19 protein-coding genes and 2 pseudogenes are annotated in these 24,166 nt (G+C 74.5%); 7 read left to right on the forward strand and 14 right to left on the reverse strand.

Going from position 1 to position 24,166, the window contains the following annotated elements:
- The first annotated feature begins 183 nt into the window (after positions 1-183).
- Positions 184-942, forward strand: a complete 759-nt coding sequence (locus EDD40_RS35450) for a GAF and ANTAR domain-containing protein (protein ID WP_246038071.1) — start codon at positions 184-186, stop codon at positions 940-942.
- A gap of 12 nt (positions 943-954) precedes the next feature.
- Here EDD40_RS35450 and EDD40_RS35455 read toward each other — a convergent pair whose 3' ends face one another.
- From EDD40_RS35455 to EDD40_RS35465, 3 genes are all read right to left on the reverse strand, one after another.
- On the reverse strand, positions 955-1,647 hold the full coding sequence (locus tag EDD40_RS35455) for a GAF and ANTAR domain-containing protein (protein WP_246038072.1): 693 nt from the start codon (positions 1,645-1,647) through the stop codon (positions 955-957).
- A gap of 176 nt (positions 1,648-1,823) precedes the next feature.
- Positions 1,824-2,225, reverse strand: a complete 402-nt coding sequence (locus EDD40_RS35460) for an STAS domain-containing protein (protein ID WP_170185302.1) — start codon at positions 2,223-2,225, stop codon at positions 1,824-1,826.
- Positions 2,226-2,410: 185 nt separating this feature from the next.
- Complete coding sequence (locus EDD40_RS35465) at positions 2,411-3,094, reverse strand: response regulator transcription factor (RefSeq protein ID WP_123746776.1); 684 nt, start codon at positions 3,092-3,094, stop codon at positions 2,411-2,413.
- Between the two features lie 120 nt (positions 3,095-3,214).
- Between EDD40_RS35465 and EDD40_RS35470 the strand changes: the two genes are divergently transcribed.
- Positions 3,215-4,402, forward strand: a complete 1,188-nt coding sequence (locus EDD40_RS35470) for a PucR family transcriptional regulator (protein ID WP_123746777.1) — start codon at positions 3,215-3,217, stop codon at positions 4,400-4,402.
- Positions 4,403-4,588: 186 nt separating this feature from the next.
- Here the strand turns inward: EDD40_RS35470 and EDD40_RS35475 are convergent, their stop codons facing one another.
- Entirely contained in the window at positions 4,589-5,575 is a 987-nt protein-coding gene (locus tag EDD40_RS35475) for a methyltransferase (RefSeq protein WP_425471291.1), read from the reverse strand.
- Between the two features lie 187 nt (positions 5,576-5,762).
- Here EDD40_RS35475 and EDD40_RS35480 point away from each other — a divergent pair, with 187 nt between their 5' ends.
- Positions 5,763-7,292 carry an MFS transporter gene (locus tag EDD40_RS35480; RefSeq protein ID WP_123746778.1) on the forward strand — a complete coding sequence of 510 codons (1,530 nt, stop codon included), beginning with the start codon at positions 5,763-5,765 and terminating at the stop codon, positions 7,290-7,292.
- A 67-nt stretch (positions 7,293-7,359) separates the two neighbouring features.
- Here the strand turns inward: EDD40_RS35480 and EDD40_RS35485 are convergent, their stop codons facing one another.
- The 3 genes and pseudogenes from EDD40_RS35485 to EDD40_RS35495 all read right to left on the reverse strand — a co-directional run bounded on the left by EDD40_RS35485 (position 7,360) and on the right by EDD40_RS35495 (position 9,592).
- A complete protein-coding gene (locus EDD40_RS35485; protein ID WP_123746779.1) occupies positions 7,360-8,178 on the reverse strand; it encodes a lipase family protein in 819 nt (272 codons plus the stop codon).
- A 167-nt stretch (positions 8,179-8,345) separates the two neighbouring features.
- Positions 8,346-8,637 (reverse strand): annotated as a pseudogene (locus EDD40_RS43905) (DUF1348 family protein); the annotation flags it as partial.
- Positions 8,638-8,647: 10 nt separating this feature from the next.
- Complete coding sequence (locus tag EDD40_RS35495; protein ID WP_123746780.1) at positions 8,648-9,592, reverse strand: pyridoxamine 5'-phosphate oxidase family protein; 945 nt, start codon at positions 9,590-9,592, stop codon at positions 8,648-8,650.
- 137 nt (positions 9,593-9,729) lie between these two features.
- Here EDD40_RS35495 and EDD40_RS35500 point away from each other — a divergent pair, with 137 nt between their 5' ends.
- Both EDD40_RS35500 and EDD40_RS35505 read left to right on the forward strand, forming a co-directional pair.
- A complete protein-coding gene (locus EDD40_RS35500; RefSeq protein ID WP_123746781.1) occupies positions 9,730-10,347 on the forward strand; it encodes a CGNR zinc finger domain-containing protein in 618 nt (205 codons plus the stop codon).
- A gap of 81 nt (positions 10,348-10,428) precedes the next feature.
- Positions 10,429-10,857 carry an HNH endonuclease gene (locus tag EDD40_RS35505; protein WP_123746782.1) on the forward strand — a complete coding sequence of 143 codons (429 nt, stop codon included), beginning with the start codon at positions 10,429-10,431 and terminating at the stop codon, positions 10,855-10,857.
- A 13-nt stretch (positions 10,858-10,870) separates the two neighbouring features.
- On the opposite strand, the gene EDD40_RS35510 is transcribed toward EDD40_RS35505, so the two are convergent.
- The 3 genes from EDD40_RS35510 to EDD40_RS35520 form a co-directional block, all read right to left on the reverse strand.
- Positions 10,871-11,893: an SMP-30/gluconolactonase/LRE family protein gene (locus EDD40_RS35510; RefSeq protein ID WP_123746783.1), complete on the reverse strand. Its 1,023-nt coding sequence runs from the start codon at positions 11,891-11,893 to the stop codon at positions 10,871-10,873.
- A gap of 70 nt (positions 11,894-11,963) precedes the next feature.
- A complete protein-coding gene (locus EDD40_RS35515) occupies positions 11,964-14,078 on the reverse strand; it encodes a PQQ-dependent sugar dehydrogenase (protein ID WP_123746784.1) in 2,115 nt (704 codons plus the stop codon).
- Positions 14,079-14,494: 416 nt separating this feature from the next.
- Complete coding sequence (locus EDD40_RS35520; RefSeq protein WP_123746785.1) at positions 14,495-15,301, reverse strand: alpha/beta fold hydrolase; 807 nt, start codon at positions 15,299-15,301, stop codon at positions 14,495-14,497.
- 170 nt (positions 15,302-15,471) lie between these two features.
- Here EDD40_RS35520 and EDD40_RS44655 point away from each other — a divergent pair.
- Positions 15,472-15,838, forward strand: a pseudogene (locus EDD40_RS44655) (amino acid transporter); the annotation flags it as partial.
- Between the two features lie 13 nt (positions 15,839-15,851).
- On the opposite strand, the gene EDD40_RS35530 reads toward EDD40_RS44655, so the two are convergent.
- The 4 genes from EDD40_RS35530 to EDD40_RS35545 form a co-directional block, all read right to left on the reverse strand.
- Positions 15,852-16,994 carry an acyl-CoA dehydrogenase family protein gene (locus EDD40_RS35530; RefSeq protein ID WP_123746786.1) on the reverse strand — a complete coding sequence of 381 codons (1,143 nt, stop codon included), beginning with the start codon at positions 16,992-16,994 and terminating at the stop codon, positions 15,852-15,854.
- Positions 16,995-17,103: 109 nt separating this feature from the next.
- The gene (locus EDD40_RS35535; RefSeq protein WP_148088999.1) at positions 17,104-17,634 is read right to left on the reverse strand and encodes a hypothetical protein; all 531 of its coding nucleotides are present in this window, start codon (positions 17,632-17,634) and stop codon (positions 17,104-17,106) included.
- On the reverse strand, positions 17,631-19,064 hold the full coding sequence (locus tag EDD40_RS35540) for a pyridoxal phosphate-dependent decarboxylase family protein (RefSeq protein ID WP_123746788.1): 1,434 nt from the start codon (positions 19,062-19,064) through the stop codon (positions 17,631-17,633). Before EDD40_RS35540 ends, EDD40_RS35535 begins: the two co-directional genes overlap by 4 nt.
- Positions 19,061-20,407, reverse strand: coding sequence for an ATP-grasp domain-containing protein (locus tag EDD40_RS35545; protein ID WP_148089000.1), 1,347 nt, complete (start codon positions 20,405-20,407; stop codon positions 19,061-19,063). Before EDD40_RS35545 ends, EDD40_RS35540 begins: the two co-directional genes overlap by 4 nt.
- Positions 20,408-21,021: 614 nt before the next feature.
- Here EDD40_RS35545 and EDD40_RS35555 point away from each other — a divergent pair.
- On the forward strand, positions 21,022-24,132 hold the full coding sequence (locus EDD40_RS35555) for an amidohydrolase family protein (protein ID WP_123746791.1): 3,111 nt from the start codon (positions 21,022-21,024) through the stop codon (positions 24,130-24,132).
- The last annotated feature ends 34 nt before the right edge of the window (positions 24,133-24,166 follow it).

A 24,166-nucleotide genomic window follows, 5' to 3' on the forward strand; every position in this document is an offset into this window, starting at 1 on the left:
TCGACCGCTTCGGGCCGGCGCGGAGACCCCTTCGGGCGAGTCGCCGGTCCGCTCTCGAGCCGCGCCACGCCTTCGTTCGGCACGTGTGACGACGCGTCGAAGTGGGCACGATAAGGGCACGAGGGCGACGGGTCGTGGTGGCGGCCGCGGGCCACAGCGTTGGCCGGCACCGACGGGAGGCGGATGGCGATGGGCGGCGGGCAGCGGGTTGTGGCGGACGACCACCTCGCCGAAGGGCTGGTCCGGCGGCTGGACGAGGTCACCGGCGCGTTGGAGGGGCTGTCCGGTCTCGTGGAGCAGGAGGAGGACCTGGCGGTCGTCCTCGACCGGATCTGCAGACAGGTGGCGCACGCGATCCCGGGCGCCGACCTGGTCAGCGTCACGCTGCTGACCGACGGCGACCCGGTGACCGGCGCGGCGACCGACCAGGTGGCGCTGGACGTGGACCACGCGCAGTACCGGGCCGCCGAGGGGCCGTGCCTGGAAGCCGCCAGGACCGGGCAGGTCGTGCGCGCCCTGCCGGCCGAGCTGCCGGACCGGTGGCCGTCGTTCGGCGAACTGGTGGCGGGGCTCGACGTCGCCGGGTACCTGTCGGCGCCGTTCCGCGTCGAGGGCGCGCCCGGTTCGCTCAACCTCTACAGCCGACGGCCGGACGGGTTCCGGGCGCTCGACGCGGCGCTGCTGGAGCTGTACACCACGGCCGCGGAGACGGTGCTGCGCGTCGCCCGCCGCCACCTGCGCGATCGCGGGCAGGCGGTGCAACTGCGGCAGGCGTTGACCTCGCGGGCGGTCATCGACCAGGCGAAGGGCATCGTCATGGCCGTGCACCGGGTGTCCGCGGACGAGGCGTTCGACATGCTGGTCGACCGCTCGCAGCGGGCGAACGTCAAGCTCCGCGACTACGCCGAGCAGTTCATCGAGGAGATCCTGGCGGACGGCTGACGGACCGGCCGGTCAGTCGGCGAACCGGTCCGGGGAGGCGCCGCGCGTCAGCACGTCGCCGGCGACCTCCCGCACGGAGCGGTCGGTGGCGAACGCGCGCGCCCGCAGCCTGGCGAACGCGTCGTCGAGGCTGATCCGCAGCTGCGCGGCCACCATCCCGGTCGCCACGTCGACGTCCTGGTAGGACACGACCCGGCGCAGGTCGTCCTCCTCGAAGCGCTCGACGTGCCGCAGCAGGGCCAGCGTCACCACGTCGGCCAGCACCGAGGCGTCGGCCACCGCGTCGGCGCGCAGCGCGCCCGAGCGCCGTCGGTAGAGGCCCAGGGTGCCCAGCCGGACGTCGTCGACCCGCAACGGGAACGCGAACACCGCCCCGACCCCGACCACCGCGCCCGCCTCGGCGAACCCGGGCCACCGCAGCCGGTCGGCGTGCACGTCCGCGACGAGCACCGGTCCGCCCCCGGCGAACGCCTCCACCGCGGGCCCTTCACCGAGGGTGTACTGGATCTCCTCCAGCCCGGCCGCCCACGGGTCGCTGGTGCCCAGCACCTCCTGCGCCCGCGACGAGCCGCGCAACGTCAACGCCGCGCCGTCCACGCCCGCCACCGCGCGCACGGACACCGCGCACACCGTCCGCGCCCAGTCGCCCCGACCGGGCTGCGCCGCGCACTCCGCGACCATCCGCGTCACCAGGTCCCTGTCCACATCCGTCCTCGTCGTCACCGGTGAGGTGCGCCACGGGCGCCGACCGCGGACACCACCTGCGGCCGGCTCTTCTCCCGGGGACGTCGGACAGCGCGCGGACGCGCCGCGGCGGTCGTGCGATGCCCGCCGGGTCGTGCCCGGCGACGGTCGTCCGCTCGACGCCGCGGTCCGGCGGACTACCGGTTCGCCGGCTGCCGGGAGGGCACGTCGTTGCGCAGCGCGGCGAGCGCGGCACCCAGGGTGGGGTGGATGGCGACCGTCTCGTGCACCAGCGTGATCTCCAGCGGGCGCAGCACGGTGCGCCGGTCGGTCGCCACCGCCAGCGGCACGTCCAGGCGTTCCGCGCGCAGGGCCGCCTCCACCACCAGCTGGATGCCGGCGGAGCCGAAGAAGTCGACCTCGGCGAGGTCGAGGACGAGGCCGGCGGGCCGACGGTCCAGCTGTCTCAGGATCGTCGCCCGGATGGGCTGCTCGCAGGACATGTCGATCTCACCGGTCACCGCGACCACGGTGATGCCGGCGTGGTCAGTGGTGCGGGTGGCTGTGGCGGATGTCGTCTCGGTGCAGGTCTCGCCCACTGAGCACTCCTCGGTTGGTACCAGAACCAACACAACCGAGCTTCTGCTCAACCCGATTCGTCGCTCCCCGTAGTGGTAGCTGTACACCACAACCATACGACCCCCGTGAGGCATTCACAACCGCTCACCAGCGCAGATCGGTCCGTGAGGAAGACCACCCACGAGGTGGCCGGCGAATCCCCACGTCAGGCGTCCGCGTCGAGCCGGTACCCCGCGCCGCGCACGGTCAGCACGAGGGCGGGGTCGTCGGGGTTGGCCTCCACCTTGCGGCGCAGCCGGCGGATGTGGACGTCCAGCAGCCGGGTGTCACCGAAGTAGTCGTAGCCCCAGACGCGTTGCAGGAGCTGTTCGCGGGTGACGATCCGGCCGCCCGCCGAGGCCAGCTCCACCAGCAGCCGGAACTCGGTCCGGGTGAGGTGCACCTCGGCGCCGTCCCGGTGGACCGTGCCGACGTCGGGGCGGATCTCCAGCTGCCCGACCTGGAGCACCTCGTCCTGCCGACCCCCGCCGCGCCGTCGCAGCAGGGCGCGGATGCGCGCGGCGAGGACGCTGGCGACCAGCGGTTTGGTGACGTAGTCGTCGGCGCCCGCCTCGAGCCCGGCGATGACGTCGGCGGCGTCGGCGCGGGCGGTCACGATGATGATCGGCAGGTCGCCGCGCGCACGCAGGGTGCGGCAGACCTCCAGGCCGTCCACGCCGGGCAGCATCAGGTCCAGCAGCACCACGTCCGGCTCCGCCGCGGCGAGCAGGCCGAGCGCCTCCTCGCCGGACACCGCGTCGGTGACGGCGAAGCCCTCGTCCGCGAGGGCCAGGCCGAGGGCCTGCCTGATGTGCTCGTCGTCCTCGACCAGCAGCACTGAGAAATCCATGACACCGCGATCCTGCCCCACGTCACCGGCACCTGCCCGGATTCGCAAGCTGAACGCAAGGTTCACCCCGCGCGGGGCCGCGTCGACGGCGGCGTCCCGGCGGTTGTCAGACTCCTGCGCATGGCGAGAACCAGGCGGGCGATCCGCACGCCCGAGCAGGGGGTCGACCCGTTGGCCGGGATCGCGGAGCTGGCCGGCCGCGACGCGCACGGCGTGCCCGCCGACCTCCTCGAGGGCTACCTGGAGGAGCTGGACGAGGTCAGCACGACGAGGCGGCAGCTGCGGCCGGAGCAGCTCCGGGCCCGCCGGGAGGTCGGCGCCCGCGCGGCGGAGCGCGGCGTCACCCTGCACGGGGTGATCGACCTGCACCTGAGCGCCACCTGGCTGGCGTGGCGGTCGCTGGCCGGTGTGCGGTCGGCGACCGACGCCGACGACGTCCGCGCCGCGGGCGAGGCGGTGTTCAAAGCCGCCGACGCGGCCGCCACCGCGCTCGCGGAGGGCTACGAGGAAGCGCAGCGCTGGTCCGTGCGCCAGGAGGAGTCGTTCCGCCGCGAGTTCGTCGACGACCTGCTCGACGGGCGCAACCTCGGGCAGCTGGCCGAGCGGGCGGAGCGGTTCGGCCTGCGGCTGGCCGGCAGCAACGTCGTGGCGGCCGTCCGCTCGGCGCGCCCGGTGGTCGACGGCGGCGAGGTGGCCAGGGCCGTGGAGACGGCGCTGGCCCTGCGCGTCGACTCGCGCGGCGTGCTGGTCACCACCAAGGAGGGCCTGCTCGTCTGCGTCGCGCCCGAGACGATGGCGGAGGTGCCGGACGAGTTCGCGCGCCAGGTGGCCGCCGTCCTGGGGCCGGGCGCCGACTGGCGGGTCGGCCTGGGCCGCGCCCACCCCGGCCCCGGCGGCGTGCTCCGCTCGTTCGAGCAGGCCACGCACGCCCTGGACATCGCCGAACGGCTGCACCTGCCCGGACACCTGCACCGGGCCGCCGACCTGCTGGTCTACCGGGTGCTGCTGCGCGACAGCGCCGCGTTGGCCGACCTCGTGTCGGTCGTCCTGCACCCCCTCCGCGGCGCACGGGGCGGTGCCGGGCCGCTGCTGGAGACGCTGTCGTCCTACTTCGCCAACGGCCAGGTGACGGCGGCCTGCGCACGGGAGCTGCACCTCGGGGTCCGCACGGTGACCTACCGCCTGCAACGCGTCGCGGAACTCACCGGGTACACCGTGGACGACCCGACCCAGGCGTTGTCGCTCCAGGTCGCGGTGCTCGGCGCGAAGCTGCTCGACTGGCCGTCGTCCGACGACCGGGCGCCCTGACGGCCGACCCGGGCTCTTCGTCACGTTCGCGGCACTGGTGGTCGACCGCCGCAGCGCGCGCACCTCCGCTTCGGCCCCCCACTGCCGACGCACGACGGCCGCCAGGAGGTCGACGGCGGAGCCCGGCACGGCCGCGTGGATTCGCACCCGGTGCAGAGGTGCCCGGTGCCGCCTATCCGGTGCCGCCTACCCGGCGGCCGTGAGCCGGAATTCCAGCAGGCAGCGGTGATCGGTCAGGACGACGACGTCGTCCAGGGCCAAGCCGTGGGACGCGCCCAGCGCGCGGAACTCGTCGAGGCGCCGCTCCCGGCCGCCGAAGATCACGAGCATGTCCAGGTCGCTCGCGCTGCTCGCCCGCAGCCCGCCGACCCCTTCGACGACGAGCACGCGGCCGCCGGGGTGGACGGCCTCGACGCACCGGCCCAGGATGCGGTCGGCGTGCTCGTCGTCCCAGTTGTGCAGGACGTCGAACAGCACGCAGGCGTCCGCGCCGGCCGGGAGCGGGTCGAAGAAGCTGCCCGCGGTCGCCTCGGCCCGGCCTTCGAGACCGTGGGCGGCGAAGACGCGGCGGGCCTCGGCGGCGGGCGCCGGGAGGTCGACCAGGTGGCCGCGGGTGCCGGGGTGGGCGAGCAGGATCGCGGCGAGCAGACCGCCCTGGCCGCCGCCCACGTCCAGGACGGTGGCGAACCGGGACCAGTCGAAGGCGGCGGCGATCCTCGGGATGTGCGCGCGGAACCGGTGCGTCATCTGGCGGTCGAACGACTCGCGCAGGCGCGGGTGCTCGTCCAGGTCCGCGTAGAAGTCCTGCCCGTACCGGCGCGGGTAGGCGGCCCGGCCGGTGCGGACGCTGTGCGCGAGTTCGACGTACGCCAGCTCCGCGCGCCCGCCCGCCGCGTCCAGGCCGAGGAGGTCGGCCAGGCCGTTGCCGGCGTCGGCGCGGAGGTGCGCGCCGTACTCGGTCGTCCGGTAGCCGGCGGGGGTGCGTTCGACCACCCCCAGCTCCGCGAGGTGGGCCAGCAGGAGCCCGAGCGCGACCGGGTCGACGTCGAGCTCGACCGCGAGCTCGTCGGTGGGGGGACCGTCGCCGAGCAGCCGGTCCGGCAACCCCAGGGTCACCGCGACCCGGAGCGCCATCGCGGTGGCCAACCCGGCCAGGGCGCGGAGCGCGCTCACGTCATCCTCGGGTCGTCCCACCGGAGTCACTATCGCAGGGCCGCGCGGGTCGGACCACCGGTCAGGCCGGTGCCCCGCCCGCTCGGAGGAAGTCCTCGGAGAAACTTCCGGCCGCGCCGTCGATCCGGGCCGTCGCCGTTCGACTCAAGGGTGGCAGGACACCACCGAGACGACGGGGGAGACGGCGATGAGGGCAGGACGACGCGAGTGGTGGGGGCTGGCGGTGCTGGCGCTGCCGACGCTGCTGCTGTCGCTGGACATGAGCGTGCTGCACCTGGCGGTGCCGCACCTGGCCGCCGACCTGCGCCCGAGCGGCACCCAGCTGCTGTGGATCATCGACGTCTACGGCTTCATGATCGCCGGGTTCCTGGTCACGATGGGCACCCTGGGCGACCGGATCGGTCGGCGGAAGCTGCTGGTGGCGGGCGGCGCGGCGTTCGGCGCGGCGTCGGTCGTGGCGGCGTTCAGCACCAGCCCGGAGGCGCTCATCGCGGCGCGGGCCGTGCTCGGGATCGCCGGCGCGACCCTGATGCCGTCCACGTTGGCGCTGATCAGCAACATGTTCCGGGACCCGCGGCAGCGCGGCACCGCGATCGCGGTGTGGATGAGCTGCTTCATGGGCGGCATGGTGATCGGGCCGGTGGTCGGCGGCGTGCTGCTGGAGCACTTCCGGTGGGGCTCGGTGTTCCTGATGGCCGTGCCGGTCATGGTCCTGCTGCTGGTCGTCGCGCCGAAGCTGCTGCCCGAGTACCGCGACACCGCCGCCGGGCGGCTCGACCCAGCGAGCGTGGTGCTGTCGCTCGGCGCGATCCTGCCGGTCGTCTACGCCCTCAAGGAGACGGCCAAGGACGGCGTGTCGGTCCTGAACGCGGTCGTGCTCGCCGCCGGCGTCGCGGTGGGCGTGGTGTTCGTCCGCCGTCAGCGCGGCCTGGCGGACCCGGTGCTGGACCTGCGGCTGTTCCGGGTGCGGGCGTTCAGCGCGGCGGTGGGCGTCATGCTGGTCGGCGCGCTCACCATGGGCGGCGTCTTCCTGCTGGTCAGCCAGTACCTGCAGCTGGTCGCCGGGCTGAGCGCGGTGCGGGCCGGGCTCTGGCTGGTGCCGCAGGCCGGCGCGGTGGTCGTCGGGTCGCTCATCGCGCCGCGGCTGGCGCGCCGGTTCCGGCCGGAGTTCGTCCTCGGGTTCGGGATGCTGGTCGCGGCGGGCGGGATCGTGCTGTTCACCCAGGCCAACGGCGACGGCGGGGTGGCGTTCGTGGTGGCGGGCATGGCGATCGCGAGCTTCGGGATGGGCCCGCAGGGCGTGCTGTGCACCGAGATGGTGGTGAGCTCGGTGCCGCCGCGCAAGGCCGGCGCCGCCTCGGCGATGTCGGAGACCAGCGGCGAGTTCGGCATCGCCATGGGGATCGCGGTGTTCGGCAGCGTCGGCACGGCCGTCTACCGCGACCAGGTCGCCCTTCCCCCGGAGGTGCCCGCCGAGACCGCGGCCCTCGCGACGGACAGCATGGCCGGCGCCGTGCAGGCGGCGGGCGCCCTCCCCGCCCCGCTGGCGGCCGACGTGCTCGCCACCGCGCGGGACGCCTTCGCGGCCGGGCTGCACACCGTCGCCGCCGTCGGCGCCTCGGTGGTCGTGGTGTTCGCGGTGGTCGGGATGACCGCGCTGCGCCGGACCCGCCCCGCGGACGCCGCCGAGCGGGTGCCGGCTCCGTCGACCAGCTGACCGCTCAGGCCGGGGCGCGCCGGGCCGCGGCGGCGTCGGCGCCCCCCGTCCGGTACCGGTCGGGGGCTCAGGGGAGGTTCTTCTCCAGAGCGGCCACGTAGGCCTTCACGAGGTGGTCCCGCACCCCGTCGGCGGCGGGGGCGAAGGGGTCGGCGGTCATCCCCTTGCCGCGGTCGAGGAGGTTGCCCACCACGGACGTGGAGGTGCGGACCTTGCCGGAGGAGTCGATGTGGCGCAGTGCCGCGACGTGGCGGAACACCGGCTCGGGCGGGACCTGCGCGACCACGTCGTTGTTGTTGACCACCCGGAACGTCCGCCCGGACAGCGCCCGGTCGTAGGCGTCGGCCAGGGCGTGGTTGCACGTCCGGGGCTGCCCGAAGGTGTAGACGCCCTGCGCGGGCAGCGCGGGTTCCTCGAAGTGCAGCCACGCGGCGGCCAGCATGGCCAGGCCGCCGCCGAGGCTGTGCCCGGTGAACCACACCGTCTGCTCGTCGTCCCGCAGCTCCTCGACGGCCGCGAGCACGGACGGGAACACCGCGCGCAACGCCTCGGCGAAGCCGTAGTGGACCAGGCCGGTGTTCGCCGGTCCCGGCCACGGCGGGGTGGTCGTGTCGGACAGCCAGTCCCGCAACCGCGCCGGTTCCGTGCCCCGGAACGCGGTGACGATCATCGTCGGGCTCGCCATCGTGTACGCCCGGGTGTCGCTGATCGCGAACGGCGGGGAGAACGTCGAGTGGTGGTGCCGCACCCGGTCGAAGCCCCACCCCGCGGCGGTGGCCTCGACCCCGTCCCGGTCCTGGTAAGCCAGCTCGGCGGCTTTCGCCATGCAGTACGCCTGGCGGGCGTCGTACCCGGTGGCCCGGTGGTTCAGCGTCGGTGCGGACATCGCCCATCCCTCACGGAGACAACACGTCGACGGCGGCTCCGGTCCTCGCCGCACCACTCGTGCCTACCTCCGCCGCCGACCGCCGCGCCACCCGGCGCGACGCCGTTCACCCCACCGTGCCGCCCTGTCACCCGCCGACGTCGGGCGAGCGGGAGGTCGTGTCCGGGGCCTCGCCCGTGCTCGGGCCGAGGGCCGGAGCAGCGGCGGTCGGCCTCGTCGACGCGCAGGTCGTCGACGCTCGCCTCGCGGCGGCGCACCAGGCCGTCGTCGGCGACCTCCCACAGCTCGTCGCCGTAGGAGCGGAACCGCTGTCCCGCCGCGTCGTGCCACTCGTACCGGAAGCGGACGGCGACGCGACGCGATGCGGGTCGCGGGTGGTCCAGGCGTCCTCGGCGGCGTGGACCTCGGTCAGGGCGGCGTCGAGGTCGACGGCGGGAACGGCGGACGTGCGGCGGTCACGGGCTGTCCTTCACGGTGCGGTGAGCGGCGGGTTGTCGGGCGCCGGCGCCACGGGGCCGGCCCGCAGCGGCAGCAGGTGGCCGGCGCGCACCTGCCGGGGGGTGAAGTGGACGCGGCGGCCGGTGCGGCCGTCGTCGCCGGGGACGCCGGGGGCGGTCCACTCCACCTCGGCCCGGCCGGACAGGTGCAGGGTGCGGCCGGTGGCGAAGTCGGAGAACAGCAGCGCGGCGTCGGGGTCGGACCGGAGGTTGCCCAGGGTGGTGAACATGTTGTTGCCCGAGTAGTCGGGGAACCACAGCTTCCCGTCCTCGACGCGGACGAACCCGGGAGCGCCGCCGCGGTGCGAGGCGTCGTTGCCGCGGGTCGGGTGGGTGGTGCCGAGCAGGAAGGTGTCGGACCGGCGGATCAGGTCGACGTCCTCCGGCGCGAGGTCCGTCCCGCGGCGGACCGGCGCGGCGCCGGGGGCGGTGACGGGCGCGCCGCGCAGGCGCCGGGCCTGGATGTACTGGGGGCAGTTGCCGAACGCCTGCTCGACGTCGACGCGCAGCCCGCGGGGTCCGGCGTCGGACAGCGTGCCGTTGACGCGCAGGCGTCGGCGCAGGGCGAACTCGACCGCGATCAGCCCCACCGGCTGGTCGGCCGGCAGGTCGCGGAGCGGGTCGCCCTCGGCCGGGCGGGTCCGCACGGCGAGGGTGGTCGGGGAGTCGGTGTGGAGGAACCCCGGCGGGCCGGTGAGCGGGGAGAGCCACAGGGTGCCGTCGGCGTCGCGCGCGGTGAGGGCGGCGAAGGTCCGTTCCGCCAGGAACCGGGTCGCGCCGAGGCCCAGCCGGCCGGGGGCCGCCATCCCGGAGAGCCGCGCGGCGGCCGCGGAGACGCCCGCCAGGCGCTGCACGGCCAGCTCGCCTTCGTGGAAGCCGGTGGTGTCGGTGCGTTCGGCGTGGGTGGGACCGGTCATGCGGCAACGCTCCTTCGGCACCCATTCTGACGCTTGCGTGCGTCAGTAACCATTAGAAGAACTGTCGCACGCGCGCACGCCCGCTGTCAACGGACAGAGGCCTGGGCAACCGTTAGAAGTGCGCTAGCCTCCACGGCATGGACACGGACGCGCCGCTGCTGGGCGAACCGCTCCCGGTGGAGCTGATGAACACCATCTGGGCCGACCGGGACGGCGTGCACGACTCGCTGCGCGACCGCGACGGCATCAAGGCCTGGCTGCACGCCGTCGCCGCCCGGACGGACCTGATGGCGCCCGGCGACCTCGACGCGCTCGCCGCGGCCGACCTCGACCGCCTCGGCCACCGGCTGATCGGCCTGCGCGACGCGCTGCGCCGGCTGGCCGCCGAGGTCACCGGGGACCCGCGCCCGGCGGCCGTCGCCGACCGCGGCCTCGAAGCGGCCGTGACCGCGCTCAACCGGGCCGCCGGCGACACGCCGAGGTGGTCGGCGCTGTCCTGGACGCCGGGCGGGGCGCCCTCGCGGCACCCGCGCGCCGGGGGACCGGCTGCCTCCGCCGCCGTCTCCGCCATCGCCGAGGACGCCGTCGCGCTCTTCGGCGGGGACACCCGCGACCAGCTGCGCGCCTGCCTCGCGCCGGCCTGCGTCCTGTACTTCCTCAAGGACCACCCCCGCCGGGAGTGGTGCTCCGCGGGCTGCGGCAACCGTGCCCGCTCCGCCCGCCACTACCAGCGCCATCGCGGCACACCGGCCTGATCTCCAACATCTCTATAGCTTCAATGAAGACCGAACAAGGCCGTGGTCCGGTACCCGGTCGGTGGGCGTAGGGTCCGCCGCATGGCCGTGGGAGGCAGCAGGAAGGTACGTGCCGCGCGCAAGCGGAAGCGCCGGATGGAGCGCGCCGAGAACGACCTCTCCGTGGCGGAGTGGACCGCGCTCAAGGCGGCTTGGGGTGGCTGCGCCTACTGCGGGGCCGCCGGCGTGCCCCTCCAGAAGGACTGCGTGCAGGCGTTGTCACGCGGAGGGCGGTACACGCTCGACAACATCGTGCCCGCGTGCGGATCGTGCAACGCGAGCAAGTGCAACACCGAGGTCACCGGGTGGCTGCGGCGCAAGCGGCTGGACGAGCGGGCGTTCCTGCTCCGCCACGTGGAGGTCAACGCCGAGCTGGCGCTGCGGTTCGGGAGCCTGGCCGTCCCGGCGGCGGCCGAGCCCGGCGAGGCGGCGGCTGCCGCTGGTGTCGTGCCGGAACACCAGCGGCAGTAGCGCCGAGGTTCGCTCAGTACGGGTTGCCCGGCACGTTCAGGCGGGTCTGGTAGAGGCCGAACCCGCCGCCGGCGACCCCGGAGGTGATGAACAGCGTCCGCCCGTCCGGTCCGCCGAACGCCGCGTTGGTGCTGTTGCGCCCAGCGGAGACGGTGCCGAGCCGCGCGCCCGACGGGGAGAAGACGTGGACGAGCCCTTCGTCGTAGGAGGCCCAGTACAGGTTGCCCGCGCAGTCGACGGTGGCGCCGTCGGGCGTCCGCATGCTCGCGAACGTCGTGCGGTTGCCGGTGCTGCCGTCGGGGAAGACGGTGTACTTCATGATCGCGTTGCTGCTGGTGGCGCCGACGTAGAGCGTCTTGCCGTCGGGCGACAGGACGATGCCGTTGGGTTGGCGCAGGGTGTCGTCGACGAGGCTGACCACGCCGTCGCGCACGCGGAAGACGCCGGTGCGGCCGCCTTGCTCGTCGGCGCGGTTGCCGCGCTGGAAGTTCGGGTCGGTGAAGTAGGTGGTGCCGTCCTGGCCGATGGTCACGTCGTTGGGGGAGTTGAACGCGCGGCCGAGGTAGTTGGCCGCGACGGTGGCGCGGCTGCGGTCGGCCAGGCTGTAGGAGGAGAGGGTGCGGTTGTCGTGGGTGGCGGCGAGCAACCGCGTGCCGTCGGGCGTGACCGCGAGGCCGTTGCTGCCGGAGTCGGCGATGAACGTCTCGAAGGTGGCCGGTGGCGTGTACCGGAGCACGGACGACGGCTGCACGCCCTGGGGGCCGCTGGGGTTCTGCATGTGGGACAGCAGCAAGGTGCCCGTTCGCTGGTCCCAGGTCGGGCCCTCGAGGAAGTTGAACCCCCCTCGGATGAGCTGGGCGGACACCGACTGCGCGGGTAACGGCGGGCCGTAGGTCGCTCCGGGTGTGCACGGCGCGGCCGTCGCCGCGGCGGCGAGAGCGCCGGGCGCGCCGGGGGTCACGACGCCCGCGATGGCGATCGCCACCGCCGTGAGGGTGCGCGTGCGGCGGTGGCGCGACGTCCTGCGGTGAGTCATGGCGACTCCCTTCGTGGTCGGGGAAGCCGGGCCGCCGGGCCGGGACGTCCGCCCGGCCCGGCGGCGCGGTTCACCGTCCGAGTTGGACTTTCAGGATGCTTTCGTTGCTGTTGTTCGCGATGCTGTCCTTGTCGCCCCGGTTGCTGGTGGTCAGCCAGAGGCCGCCGTCGGCGGACGGTTCCACGGTGCGCAGCCGGCCGTGGACGCCGTTGAGGTGCTGCTCGACGTTGGTCAGGCCGTCGCCGGAGATCTCGGCCCGGTACAGCCGCGCGCCGCGCAGGCAGGCGATGTAGAGGGCGTCGCGGACCACGGCGATACCGCTGCACGAGCCCTCGGCGACGGGGTAGGTGCGCTTCGGCGCGACGAAGCCGGGTTCGCCGCAGCTGCCGGTGGTGCCCTCGCAGGCCGGCCAGCCGTAGTTGCCGCCGCGGACGATCAGGTTGGTCTCGTCCATGACGGAGTTGCCGAACTCCTGTTCCCACAACCGGCCCCGGGAGTCGAAGGCCAGGCCCTGGGGGTTGCGGTGGCCGTAGCTCCACACCGGCGTGCCGAAGGGGTTGTCCGCGGGGATCGTGCCGTCGCGGTTGATGCGCAGCACCTTGCCGGCGAGGTTGTCGAGGTCCTGGGCCCAGTCGCCGTTCTGGCCGTCGCCGGTGGCGATGTACAGCGTGCCGTCCGGGCCGAACCGCAGCCGGCCGCCGTTGTGGTACTTGTTGCGCGGGATGCCGGTCAGCAGCACCTGCGGGGTGCCGGTGAGCGCGCCGTCGGTGTAGCGGATGCGCACCACGCGGTTGTCGGTCGTGGTGGTGTGCATGACGTACAGCCAGGGGTCGGCGGTGAAGTCGGAGGCCACGGCGAGGCCCAGGACCCCGCCCTCGCCGTCGGTGCCCGCCACGTTCGGCACGCGCCCGACGGTGGTCTTCGCGCCGGTGGCGGGGTCGAGGCGGACGATCTCGAAGGCGTCGCGGCGGCCGTAGAGCACCTGCCCGCCGGGCAGGGTGGTCAGGCCCCACGGCAGGTCGGTCTCGGAGGCGACCTTGGTGACCGAGCACAGCGCCGTGGCGCACGTGCTGCCCGTGGTGACGGCGACGGCCGTGCTCGCCGCCGAGCGGTTGGCCTGCGCGTCGCGCGCCCGCACCTGGTAGGTGTAGCGGGTGTCGGCGGCCAGGCCGCTGTCGGTGAACGACGTCGTGGTCGCGCCGCTGGTCGAGCCGACCTGGACGCCGTCGCGCAGGACCTCGTAGCCCGTGACGCCGACGTTGTCGGTGGCCGCCGTCCAGCGCACCGTGACCGTCGTGCCGGACGCGGTCGCCGTCACGCCGGCGGGGGTGGTGGGCGGCTCGGTGTCGGCCTGGCACTGCGGCACGGTGATGGTGACCGTGGAGCTGGCCTGGGAGACGTTGCCCGCGGCGTCGCGGGCGTTGACGTACAGGCCCCAGGTGGCGCCCGGCGCGACGGTCAGGTCGGCCGACCGCGCCGTGCCCGGCACCGACGTCATGAGCTGCCCGTCGTGGTAGATGTCGTAGAACGCCACCGCGACGTCGTCCGTGGACGCCGACCACGAGAACGTCACCCCGGCGCACGTCAGGTTCGAGGTGCGGGGGTTGCCCGGTGGGGTCGGTGGCGTGGTGTCGGCGCCGAGCTTGACGAGCTGCCACTGCTGGTCCGCGCGGCCCGTGTCGGGGAGCTGCCCGACCCGGGCGCCGTCGGTGGTGGCGGAGTCGAGCACGGTCACGGCCTTGCCGCTGGCCCGGTTGAGCAGGCGCACGTGCCCGCCGGCGGAGTCGGCCAGCCGGAACTGCCGGTCGGCGCGGTCGGCGTCGGTGCTCTGCACCAGACCGGCGCGGTCGGCGGTGGACGGGAAGGTCAGGACTTTGCCGCTGTGCCTGGACTTGACGCGGTAATAGCCGCCGCCGGCGTCGATGAACTGCCACTGCTGCCAGGCGCCGTCGTTGCGGGTGTACTGGGAGATCCGGGCGCCGTCGGTGGTGGCGCGTCCGTACACGTCCAGCGCCTTGCCGCTGGTGCGGTTGACGAGCACGTACGAGGCGGTGGTGTCCACCGTGGCGGCCGACGCGCCGGACACCGGGAGGACGACGCCGAGGAGGGACAGCGCCACCACCGGCACCACCCGCAGTCGCGAGCGGTGGACCGGGCCCTTCCTCGTCGCCAGGGAGTCTCGCATGGTGTTCCTCTCGCGGAATGCAAGGCCAATTGCCTTGTTATCGCTAACAAAATTGAGGCGGAACAATGCTGCGTCGATGGCGGTCGACCTGCACCGGGGGTGTTCGAGCGGAGATGTGCTCAGCTGTGCCGATCGGCGGTCGCGGAGGGGACCGGGCCGGGTCTGCGGCGGTTCGCGAGCGGCTTGGATGACTTCTGCGCACGTGGAGCCATGCTTCGCCTCCTTGCGAGCAGGGTGCGTCGTGGTCGTCGCGTGCCGGGGGAGCATGATTGGGAGCGCTCCCAGAAGCACCGTAGCGCAACCGGTTTGCCGCCGACAAGACCAACAACGGGGCCATCCACCCGCGTTAGCGTTAACAGCGCTGATTACCTGCGCTTTTGGGTTGCCGCTGTGCGGCGCCCGGTCCGACCGGGACGTCAGCCGGTCAGGAAGTCGAGGACGGCGCTCCGGAACGCGGGGCTGCCGACCGCGCCGCCGTGATCGCCGGCCACCACGTGCAGCCGGGCGCCGGTGATGGCGTCGGCGAGCACGTGGGGTCGTCGGGCGAGCGGGTCGTCGTCACCGGCGATCACCAGGGTCCGGGCGGTGATCGCGCCGAGGTCGATGCCGCCCTGGTGCGCGGCGCGCGCCTGCGCGGCGAGGGAGGGCAGGTCGGCTCCCACCGCTTCGGCGAACGCGCGCATGCCGGCGGCCTCGGGTGGCACGGGACCCGGGTCGTCGGCGAGGAGCGCGTCGGCCAGGACGTCGTTGGGCAGCACGCGCGTGTCGACGCCGCCCACCTCGACGACCCCGGCGCCGACACCGCCCACGACCAGGGTGCGCACGGCGGCTTCCCCGGCGGCGGTGAGCAGGGAGATGATCGCGCCCATCGAATAGCCGACGAGGTCCACGGCGGGGACGCCCAGGGTGGCGACGACCGCATGCAGGTCGCGGGCCATGCGCGGCTCGCCGTAGCGGGCGGGGTCGGGTGACTTCCCCGAGAGGCCGTGACCGCGGGCGTCGACGCCCACGACCGCGCGCCCGGCCGCGGTGAGGGCCGCCACCGTGCCGCGACCGGCCCACTCGACCGAGGTGTCGGCGGCGAAGCCGTGCTGCAGCACCACCGGCACGGGGTGGGGGTCGACGCCGGGGTCCGGTTCCCAGCGGTGGTAGGCGATCGCGGTGCCGTCGTCGACCACGAGCGTGGAGGTCCGCGGTGCGACACCGGCGGGTGAGTCGGCCATGGACTGCCTCCGCGTGGAGTGCTCGGGGTTCGCTGCGGTGGAACGATACGTCGCCACGCCGACCGGTCGCGTCCGGTGCCCTGACGGAATCTTTGCGGCCGGTGGGGGCGGTGGTTGCTGGAGCACCGGGTGCAGCCGGTCGGGCCGGAGGGCTCGGGGCAGCACGCCGAGCCGACGTCAACGCCCAGGCGGGCGCCTACGCCACCGGAATCCTGGCCATGACGGTGTCGGCGTCGGTCGCGGTGACGATCTCCGCCGCGCGTCGCGCGGTCTTCTTCGTCCTGGGCATCATCGCCGTGTCCCTGGTGTCCCGGGTCGGCCGGACCACCGAGCTGCGCGTGGACCACATCGAGTTCGACGACGACGCCCGCCGGTTCGTCACCGACTCGATCGCCTGGAGCGAGGGCAACCCGCTGGGGCACCTGTTCCGCTACCTGCTCCTCGGCCGCGGCGACACCGTCCCGGTGGTCCGGGAGATCATCCGCACCCACGAGCCCGACCCGGCTCGGCGACCCCGGCATCCACGTCGGCGGCTGACCCCGTGCGCCGGTCAGGGTTGCTCGCCGGGCGCGCGCACGACCTCGGTCCCGATGTGGTTGAGGCAGAACTCCACGGAGTGCGCCATCAGCCACCCGGTCTGCGCGTCGCGGAAGATGCGTTGGATCGGCGAGGTCGCGACGAAGCCGGAGCCGCCACCGACCTGGAGGCACAGTTGCGCGATGTCGCGGGCGACGCGGTTGGCCGTGGGTTTCGCGCGCAGCGCGGAGGGCAGGAAGTGCGGGGAGTCCCGGTCGGCCAGCCAGGCGCTGTTGTGGGCGACCAGCGCGGCCGCTTCGAGGCGGAGCACGGCGTCGGCGACGTCGAACTGGAGGTGCTGCTCGTCCGCCAGGGGTCGCCCGGTGGAGGGCAGGGTCCGGCCGCGGGCGTAGCGGACGAGGGTGTCCAGGGCGGTGTCGGCGATGCCGAGCGACAGCCAGGCCAGGCCCGCGGCGATGTGGTTGGGCTTGGGCACGGGGGAGGGCGGGCACCGCCGGTCCGAGCGGAGCACGGTGCCGTTGAGCCCGACCAGGTGGCTGCGGGTGGCGCGCAGTCCCAGGGTGTCCTGCGGCTCGAACGTCACGGTGTGGTCGGGTTCGAGGCCGAACAGGGTGGGTTGGCCGTCCACGAGCGCGTTGACGAGGAAGTGGTCGGCGATCTCGCAGCCGGACACGAACCGCTTCGCGCCGGTGAGCCGGTACCCGCCGTCGACGGGTTCGGCGACCTGCTGGGGTGAGAGGAACTGGTTGCCGCCCGACGGTTCGGACAGGGCGTTGGCGAAGCGGCGTCCGGCGATCAGCTCGTCGGCGTAGTACCGGGCCAGCTCGGGGGTGCCGTGGCGGACGAGGCCCTCGGCGGCCCCGATGTGCATGAGCCACAGGCAGGCGGTGGACGGGTCCGCGGCGGCGAGGACCCGCAGGACCGCGCCGACGGTGCGGTAGCTCAGCGACTGCCCGCCCAGCTCCCTCGGCAGGGTGGCCTGGTCGAGTCCGCCGGCGTGCAGCGCCCGCAGGTTCTCCACCGGCAGCCGCGCGGTCCGGTCGGCCTCGTCGGTGGTGGCGGCGAACCCGGCGGCCAGTTCGGTCGCGACCCGGACCCACGACCGCTCGTCCGCGGGTGGGCCGAGCGGGTGGTCGTCGGGCATCGGCATGGTCATGGGTTCGGGTCCTCCCGGGTGAGCGCGCCTCGTCCGCACACTGTGGCGCGCCACCCGACGATGATCAAGGGTCCGGCTCCTCCTGCCGGTGGCCGCGCCCGCGCGGAGGTCAGCCGATGAGCAGGGTCGACGGTCCGGTGATCAGCTCCACGCCGGTGTCGGTGAGGCACCGCAGCGGGTTGAGCGTCACCTGCGCACCGGGCGAGGCGATGGGGCTGCCCGCGAACTTCCCGGCCTCGACGGAGCCCACGACGACGACGACCGCTTCACCGCCGGGTTGCACGATGAGGGCGAAGGTGTAGGCGAGCCTGCTCTGCTCGCCGGTGTTCCACGTGATGACCTCCGTGGTGCTCCCGTCGGAGGTCAGGCACCCCAACGCCCCCGAGCCGGTGACGACGGAGGTCCCCGACGTGACGGCCGGGTCGGTGGAGGCGCAGTCGTAGGCGCCGCTGCCGGAGATCCCGACCTGTCGCGGCAGCAGCCGCAGACCCGGGTCGAAGCGCACGGTGTTGGTCCCGGCGCAGGTCGTCAGCGCTTCGGCCGCCCGGTGGGTCGGCTGCGCCCGGGCGCCGGGCGCCGCGATCACCGACAGCAGTGCGACGAGCAGCGCCGCGGTCAGTCTCCTGTGTGCGCACATCATCGTTCCTCCCGGGAACCCGATGGCCCGCCGCGGCCTTCCAGTCCGGCGACGGCGAGTCGTTCGACGTGGTCGAGCAGGGTGTCGAGGTCCTGCTCGGTGGTGCGGGGGTTGGTGGTGCAGGCGCGGAAGCAGGGACGGCCGGCGACCAGGGTGGGCAGCAGCAGGGAACCGGGGCTCTGGTCGAGGAGCAGGTCGCTGATCCGGCGGTGGGCCGGGGCGTCGCGCCCGGCGGCGCGGTGGGTGAAGCACACCACGGCCAGGCGAGGGCCGGTGAGCAGCTCGAAGCCCGGCCGCCGGCGCACCTCGGCGGCCAGGTGGGAGGCGAGGGCCAGGCCGCGGTCGACGGCGTCGCGCACCGCGTCCAGGCCGTGCACCTTGATGCTGAACCACAACCGGAACGCCCGGAAGGGACGCGTGTACTCGATGCCGCTCGCACCCAGGTCGCGGGACTGCCCCGGGTCGTGCATCGCCGCGAGGTAGTCGGAGCCCAGGTGGAAGGTCTCCGCCAGCGCGCCGGGATCGCGCAGCAGCAGGCAGCCCAACCCGAAGGGCTGGAACATCCACTTGTGCGGGTCGACGGCGACCGAGTCCGCTTCGGACAGCCCGTCCAGCAGCGGACTCCCGGACGAGCCCAGGGCCGCGGCCGCGCCGAACGCGCCGTCGACGTGGAACCAGAGCCCTTCGTCCCGGCACACCCGCGCCAGTTCGGCCAACGGGTCGACGGTGCCGGTGTTGGTGGTGCCCGCGGTGGCGACCAGCATCAGCGGCCGGCGCCCGGCGGCGCGGTCGGCGGCGACGGCGGCGCGCACGGCGTCGGGCACGAGGCGGTCGTCGTCGCAGGGCAGCACCCTGGTCTGCCCGGGCGCGAAGCCCAGCACGCGCAGGGCGCGGCCGACGCCGGGGTGGGCCTGCTCGCCGAGGTAGACGACCGGGACGCGGTCGTGGGGCGGCGGGCCGAGCCGGTCGCGGGCCACTGCGACGGCCGTCAGGTTGGCGACGGAGCCGCCGGAGGTGAACACGCCCCCGCTGCCGGCGGGCATGCCCAACGCCGCGGCCAGCCACCGGGCGGTGACCAGCTCCACCTGGGAGGGGCCCGCGGCGAGCGACCAGTTCACCGTGGTGAGGTTCAGCCCGGTGGCCACCGCGTCGGCGAGGGCGGCCACCGGGTCCGCCGGGCCGGGGACGCCGGCGAAGCTGCGCGGGTGGTCGGCCTTCACCAGGTGGGGCAGGATCCCGTCGACGACCTGGGGCAGCACCACGTCGGCGGGCGTGGGGCCGCGCGGGGCCGGTTCGTCCAGCCACGCCAGGTCTTCCTGTCGGGCCCGGCGCCCCGGCGACGAGGTCGCGGGCCCGAGGTGGTGGTCCACCACCAGGTCGGCCACCGCGTGGGCCAGCCGGCGCAGCTCACCGGCGTCGTCCCGGCCGATCACCGGTCACGTCCCGCGAGCGGCCGCGCGGTGGGGCGCAGCGCGTCGAGCCACGCCCGCGCGTCGGAGGTGAGGCGGGGCGGGTGCTCGACGGCGGCCACCCGGTGCCCGAACTGCACGAGCACCGCCTCGTCGCCCGGTCCGACCGGGTCGCCCTCGGCGGCGTGCGCCCACACCAGCGCCTCGTCGGGGCCCAACCGCGACAGCGCGCGGTCGGCCACGCGGCGGACGTCGCCCGGGGCGACCATCCGGTAGCACCCGGTCTCCGGCACTCCCCGGGCCCGGCCGGTGTCGGCGAAGTGCGCCACGAGCTGGCTGAACGGGGGAGCGGACGGATCGCGGTCGCCCGCGGCCAGCACCGGGGTGAGCGGGGCGAGGCCGGCCAGGACGTGCACGCCCAGCAACGGCAACAGCCCCCGCCCGACCTCGACCGCGTGCACCAGCGACACGACGGTCTGGAACCGCGGGTTGATCTCGATGGCCCACACGCGACCGTCCCGGTCGAGGACCGCGTCGATGCCGAACGCGCCCAGGAACCCCCGTGCCCGCAAACGCTCGCCCACCGCGTGGCACGCCGACCGGGCCCGCGCCGCCGACCCCGCCGGCACGTCGGCGTCGCCGAGCAGCTGGTTGCCGCAGTGGGTGCCCCAGCCGGCCCCCAGCTCGGCGATCCCGACCAGCTGGTGCGAGACCCCCGACACCACGGTCACGTCGCGGCCCACGCAGCCCGACACCGTGATCGGCAACCCCGGCACGTGGCGGGAGACCTTCAGCGGCTCACCCGACCAGGAGGCCGCCGCCTCGGCCAACTCCTCCTCCGCGCGCACCAGCCTGGTGCCGCGGCCGATGAGGTTGTTGGCGCGCCGTTGCAGGACCACCGGGCCGTCGCGCAGCCAGCCCGACACCTCGCCGGGAACGGTCGTCGCGCCGGCCGGGAGCACCACCGACGGCGGGGTGCGCGCCCCGGCGGCGCGGAAGACCGACACGGCGTTGATCTTGTCCGCGGCCCACTCGGCCACCGGCCGGGGTGGCGCGAGCAACCGCGCGGCCGGGTCGTGCTCCCACGGACGTGCGGCGCCGTCGTCCTCCGGGGCGAACGTGACCGACACCCGCCGTCCCGCACCGGGTCGACCGTCGTGCCCGACGGCGGGACCGGTGGCGTGCCGGGGCCGGGGGCGGTAGGTCAGGCCCGGGATGGCCGGTCCGCACGCGGCCGTGATGAACGCCGACCGGTCGTACCACACGACTTCGTCGACCGCCGCCGCCAACGCGGCCGAGCCCGGTCCGGCCGCCACGCCGTGCGGCGTCACGCGGACCGGACCGTCCACTCGTCCGTGGTCATCCATCCGGGCAACGTAAGTCCTGTCCGCTTCGATGAGCGGAAAACAGCGCTGTGGTTCACACTTCCGGGTCGGATGTCGACCGATCCCGCAACCACATCAACGGTAATTCGTTCAGGTGGACCCGCTGGCGTGGCGACCGGCCGCCTTGCACGGACCTGGACGAAGCAGCGCCCGAATGCGCTCCCCCCGCCGGGCTGGGCGGCCTGGACAAGTCCCGTCCGGTCGACGCCGAGGCCTGGTACGCGCGGAAACTGGACCTGTGGTGCGGTCAGCTCACCGGCGACCTGATCTCCGTGAGCCGCAGCGGCCCGTCGACCGGCGCCACGGCGGACCTGTCACCGGACCGCACGTCCAGCGGCCGGCCGCCGGTGTCGTAGGAGGCGGATGGCGAACAGCCTGCTGCCGGCGCCCGGAGAGCGCCCCACCCCGATCCGGGCGCGTCGCCGACGGGTTCGAGCACGCGCCCGCGCGGTAGGCAGGAAGGGTGACGCCATCCGGTCGAATGACGGTGGCCGTTCGGAGCCGTGACCGCGTGGTGAGCGGCGCATGACCGGCGCCGCGGGCTGTGGCAGTGTCGTTGACGGGGGCCGGCGGTTTGTTCGGGGAGGGAGCAGGGCATGACCACCGGGGGAGATCTGTCACGTCGCGCGGTGTTGGCCGGCTCCGGTCGGATCGCGGCCGCGTTGGGCGCCACGGGCGCGTTGGCCGCGGTGGCGCCGCCGGGCGCGCGGGCGGACGACGATCCGGGCGGTAGCGCCGAGGGCGGGGCCGTGCTGCGGGAGGGCACGAACATCTCGGTCGCCCCGTCGCCCGACGGCCGGTGGCTCGCGATGGACCTGGTGACGGCGATCTGGGTGCTGCCGGCGCGCGGCGGCACGGCGCGCAGGCTGACCACCGACCTCCAGGACGCCACGCTGCCGTCGTGGTCGCCGGACGGCCGGTCGATCGCCTTCCAGTCCTATCGGGACGGCAACTTCCACCTGCACGTCGTCGACGTCGGCGGCGGGGAGCCGCGGCAGCTCACGCGTGGCCGGTTCGACCACCGTGAGCCGGCGTTCTCCCCGGACGGCAAGCGCATCGCCTTCACCAGCGACCGCGGCGGCTCCTACGGGGTCTGGCTCCTCGACGTCGCCTCGGGTGACGTCACCGCGCTCGCCGGACCGCCGGGCGAGGCCGCCGCGCCGCGCTGGTCCGCGGACGGCGAGCGGATCGTCTTCACCGTGGACGAGAACGCCGTGGACGTCGTGACGGTCTCCACCGCCGAACGCGTCCGCGTCGCCACGGCGCCGGCGGGCGGTCGCGTCCACGGCGCGGCCTTCGGACCGGACGACCGCACGCCGAGCTACACCCTCGTGCGGGGCGCCCGCGCCGACCTCGTCCTCGGCGACCGGCAGGTCACCACCGGCGAGGACGTCTTCGGCTTCGCCGCGACCTGGACCGGCGACTCCGCCCTCTACACCGCCGACGGCCGGATCCGCCGCCGCGAGCTCGCCGGCGCGGTCCGCGAGATCCCGTTCCAGGCCGTCGTGCCGGTCGCCCGCCGCTCACCCCGCCGTCCCGCGCGCGAGGCCGAAGGCGGTCCGGTGCGGGGCATCGCGAGCCCCGTCGTGTCGCGGGACGGGCGGCAGGTGGCGTTCCGCGCGCTCAACGCCGTCCACGTCGTCCCGATCACGGGAGGCAGGCCCCGCAGGCTCACCGACGGCGCGTTCTTCGACTCCGACCCGGACTTCGCGCCGGACGGCCGGTCCATCGTGTACTCCAGCGACCGGCGAGGCGTTCCCGCGCTGCGCCTGCGCGACCTGGTCACCGGGGACGACACCGCGCTGGGCGGCGCGGTCGCGGGCGCGCAGACGCTGCCGCGGTTCTCCCCGGACGGCAAGCGGGTCGCCTACGTGGACCAGGACGGCGCGGTGTGGGTCCTCGACATCGCGGCCGGAAGCCACCGGCAGGTCACGCCCACGCTCTTCCAACCCGGTAGGCCCACGTGGTCGGCGGACGGGACGGTGCTCGCGCTCGCCGCCGTCAAGCCGTTCTCCCGGCGCTTCCGCGAGGGCACCAGCCAGATCCTCACCGTGCGCCTGTCCGACGGCGAACTGCGCTACACCGAGCCGATGCCGTTCCGCTCGATCGCGACCCGCGGCGACGACGGCCCGGTGTGGTCGCCCGACGGCAGGCACCTGGCGTTCGTCGTGGAGAGCGTCGCCTGGGTCGTCGCGGTCGACGCCGAGGGCCGGTTCCTCGGCGACCCGCGCCAGGTGACCCGGGAGGTGACCGACTCCCCGGCGTGGTGCGGGCCGGACGCCCTGGTCCACCTCCGCGACGGGGTGCTGCGCCGGGTCCGCCTCGACGGCGGGCCGTCCCGCACGATCCGCCTGGACTTCTCCTGGCGCAGGCCGGCGCCGCCGCACCGCGAGATCATCCACGCCGGCGCGGTGTGGGACGGGGAGAGCGGCGGCCTCCGCCACGACGTCGACATCGTCGTGGAGCACGGCCGGGTCCAGGAGGTCCGGCCGCACCGCGCGGCGGCGGGGGAGCGGGTGGTGGACGCGCACGACCTCGTGGCCATGCCCGGACTGGTCGACGCCCACAACCACTGGCACCTGCGGGGCCGCCAGTGGGGCGCGCGGCAGGGCAGGCTGTGGCTCGCGTACGGCATCACGACGGTCCGCTCGCCCGGCGACCCGGTCTACCAGATGCTGGAGACCAAGGAGGCGCTGGAGGCCGGCGCGCTGGTGGGGCCGAGGTTCTTCGGCACCGGCGAGGCGATCGACGGCTCGCGCGTCTACTACAGCTTCATGCGACCCACGCTGTCGCGCGAGCAGCTGGACCTGGAGCTCAAGCGGGCCTTCGAACTCGACTACGACCTGGTGAAGACCTACGTGCGGCTGCCGGTGGAGCTCCAGCGGGAAGCGGTGCGGGCCGCGCGCCGCGTCGGCGTCCCGCTGTCGTCGCACTACCTGTACCCGGCCGCGGCGATCGGCATGGACGGCATGGAGCACGTCGGAGCCACCAACAGGCTCGGCTACTCGCACACGGTGAGCCGCACCGGCCGGGCCTACCAGGACGTGGTGGAGCTGTTCGCCCGCTCCGGGATGTCGGTCACGCCGACCCTGTTCCACTCCCGCGCCCTCTACGCCGAGGACAAGTCCCTGGTGACCGACGAACGCACCCGCGTGCTGTTCCCGCCGTGGGAGTACGACCGGTACGCCGCCGACGCCGAGGTGGCGGGCAAGCCGGAGTCGCCGTGGTCGCGCGACATCCTCGCGGGCTGGGTGGACATGGTGCTGCGCGTGCACCGCGAAGGCGGGCTCGTGATCTGCGGCACGGACGCGCCGCTGGACACCGTGGCCACGTCGACGCACCAGAACCTGCGCGCCATGGTGGCCTTCGGCTTCACGCCGGTGGAGGCCCTGACCACGGCGACCCGCAACCCGGCGGCGTGGCTGGGCCTGTCGGGTCGGGTGGGCGCGCTGCGGCCGGGAGCGCACGCGGACATCGCGCTCGTCGCGGGCAACCCGCTGGTCGACATCCGCGCCGCGGCGGCGGTGCGGCAGGTCGTCGTCGGCGGGACCACCCACCGCGTCGACGACCTCCTCGCCCCGTTCCGCACACCGCCGCCCGTCCCTCCGGGCCGACCGCGGTCGCACGACCACGACGTGGCGCACGACCCCGGGCACTGGTGGCACGAACCGGAGTGGGCCACTCGGGCGTGCTGCGGGGAGGTCTGACCCGACGGGCCCCGGCCGGTCGCGTGATCACCGG

It is taken from the genome of Saccharothrix texasensis, assembly GCF_003752005.1.
Classification (GTDB): Bacteria; Actinomycetota; Actinomycetes; order Mycobacteriales; family Pseudonocardiaceae; genus Actinosynnema; species Actinosynnema texasense.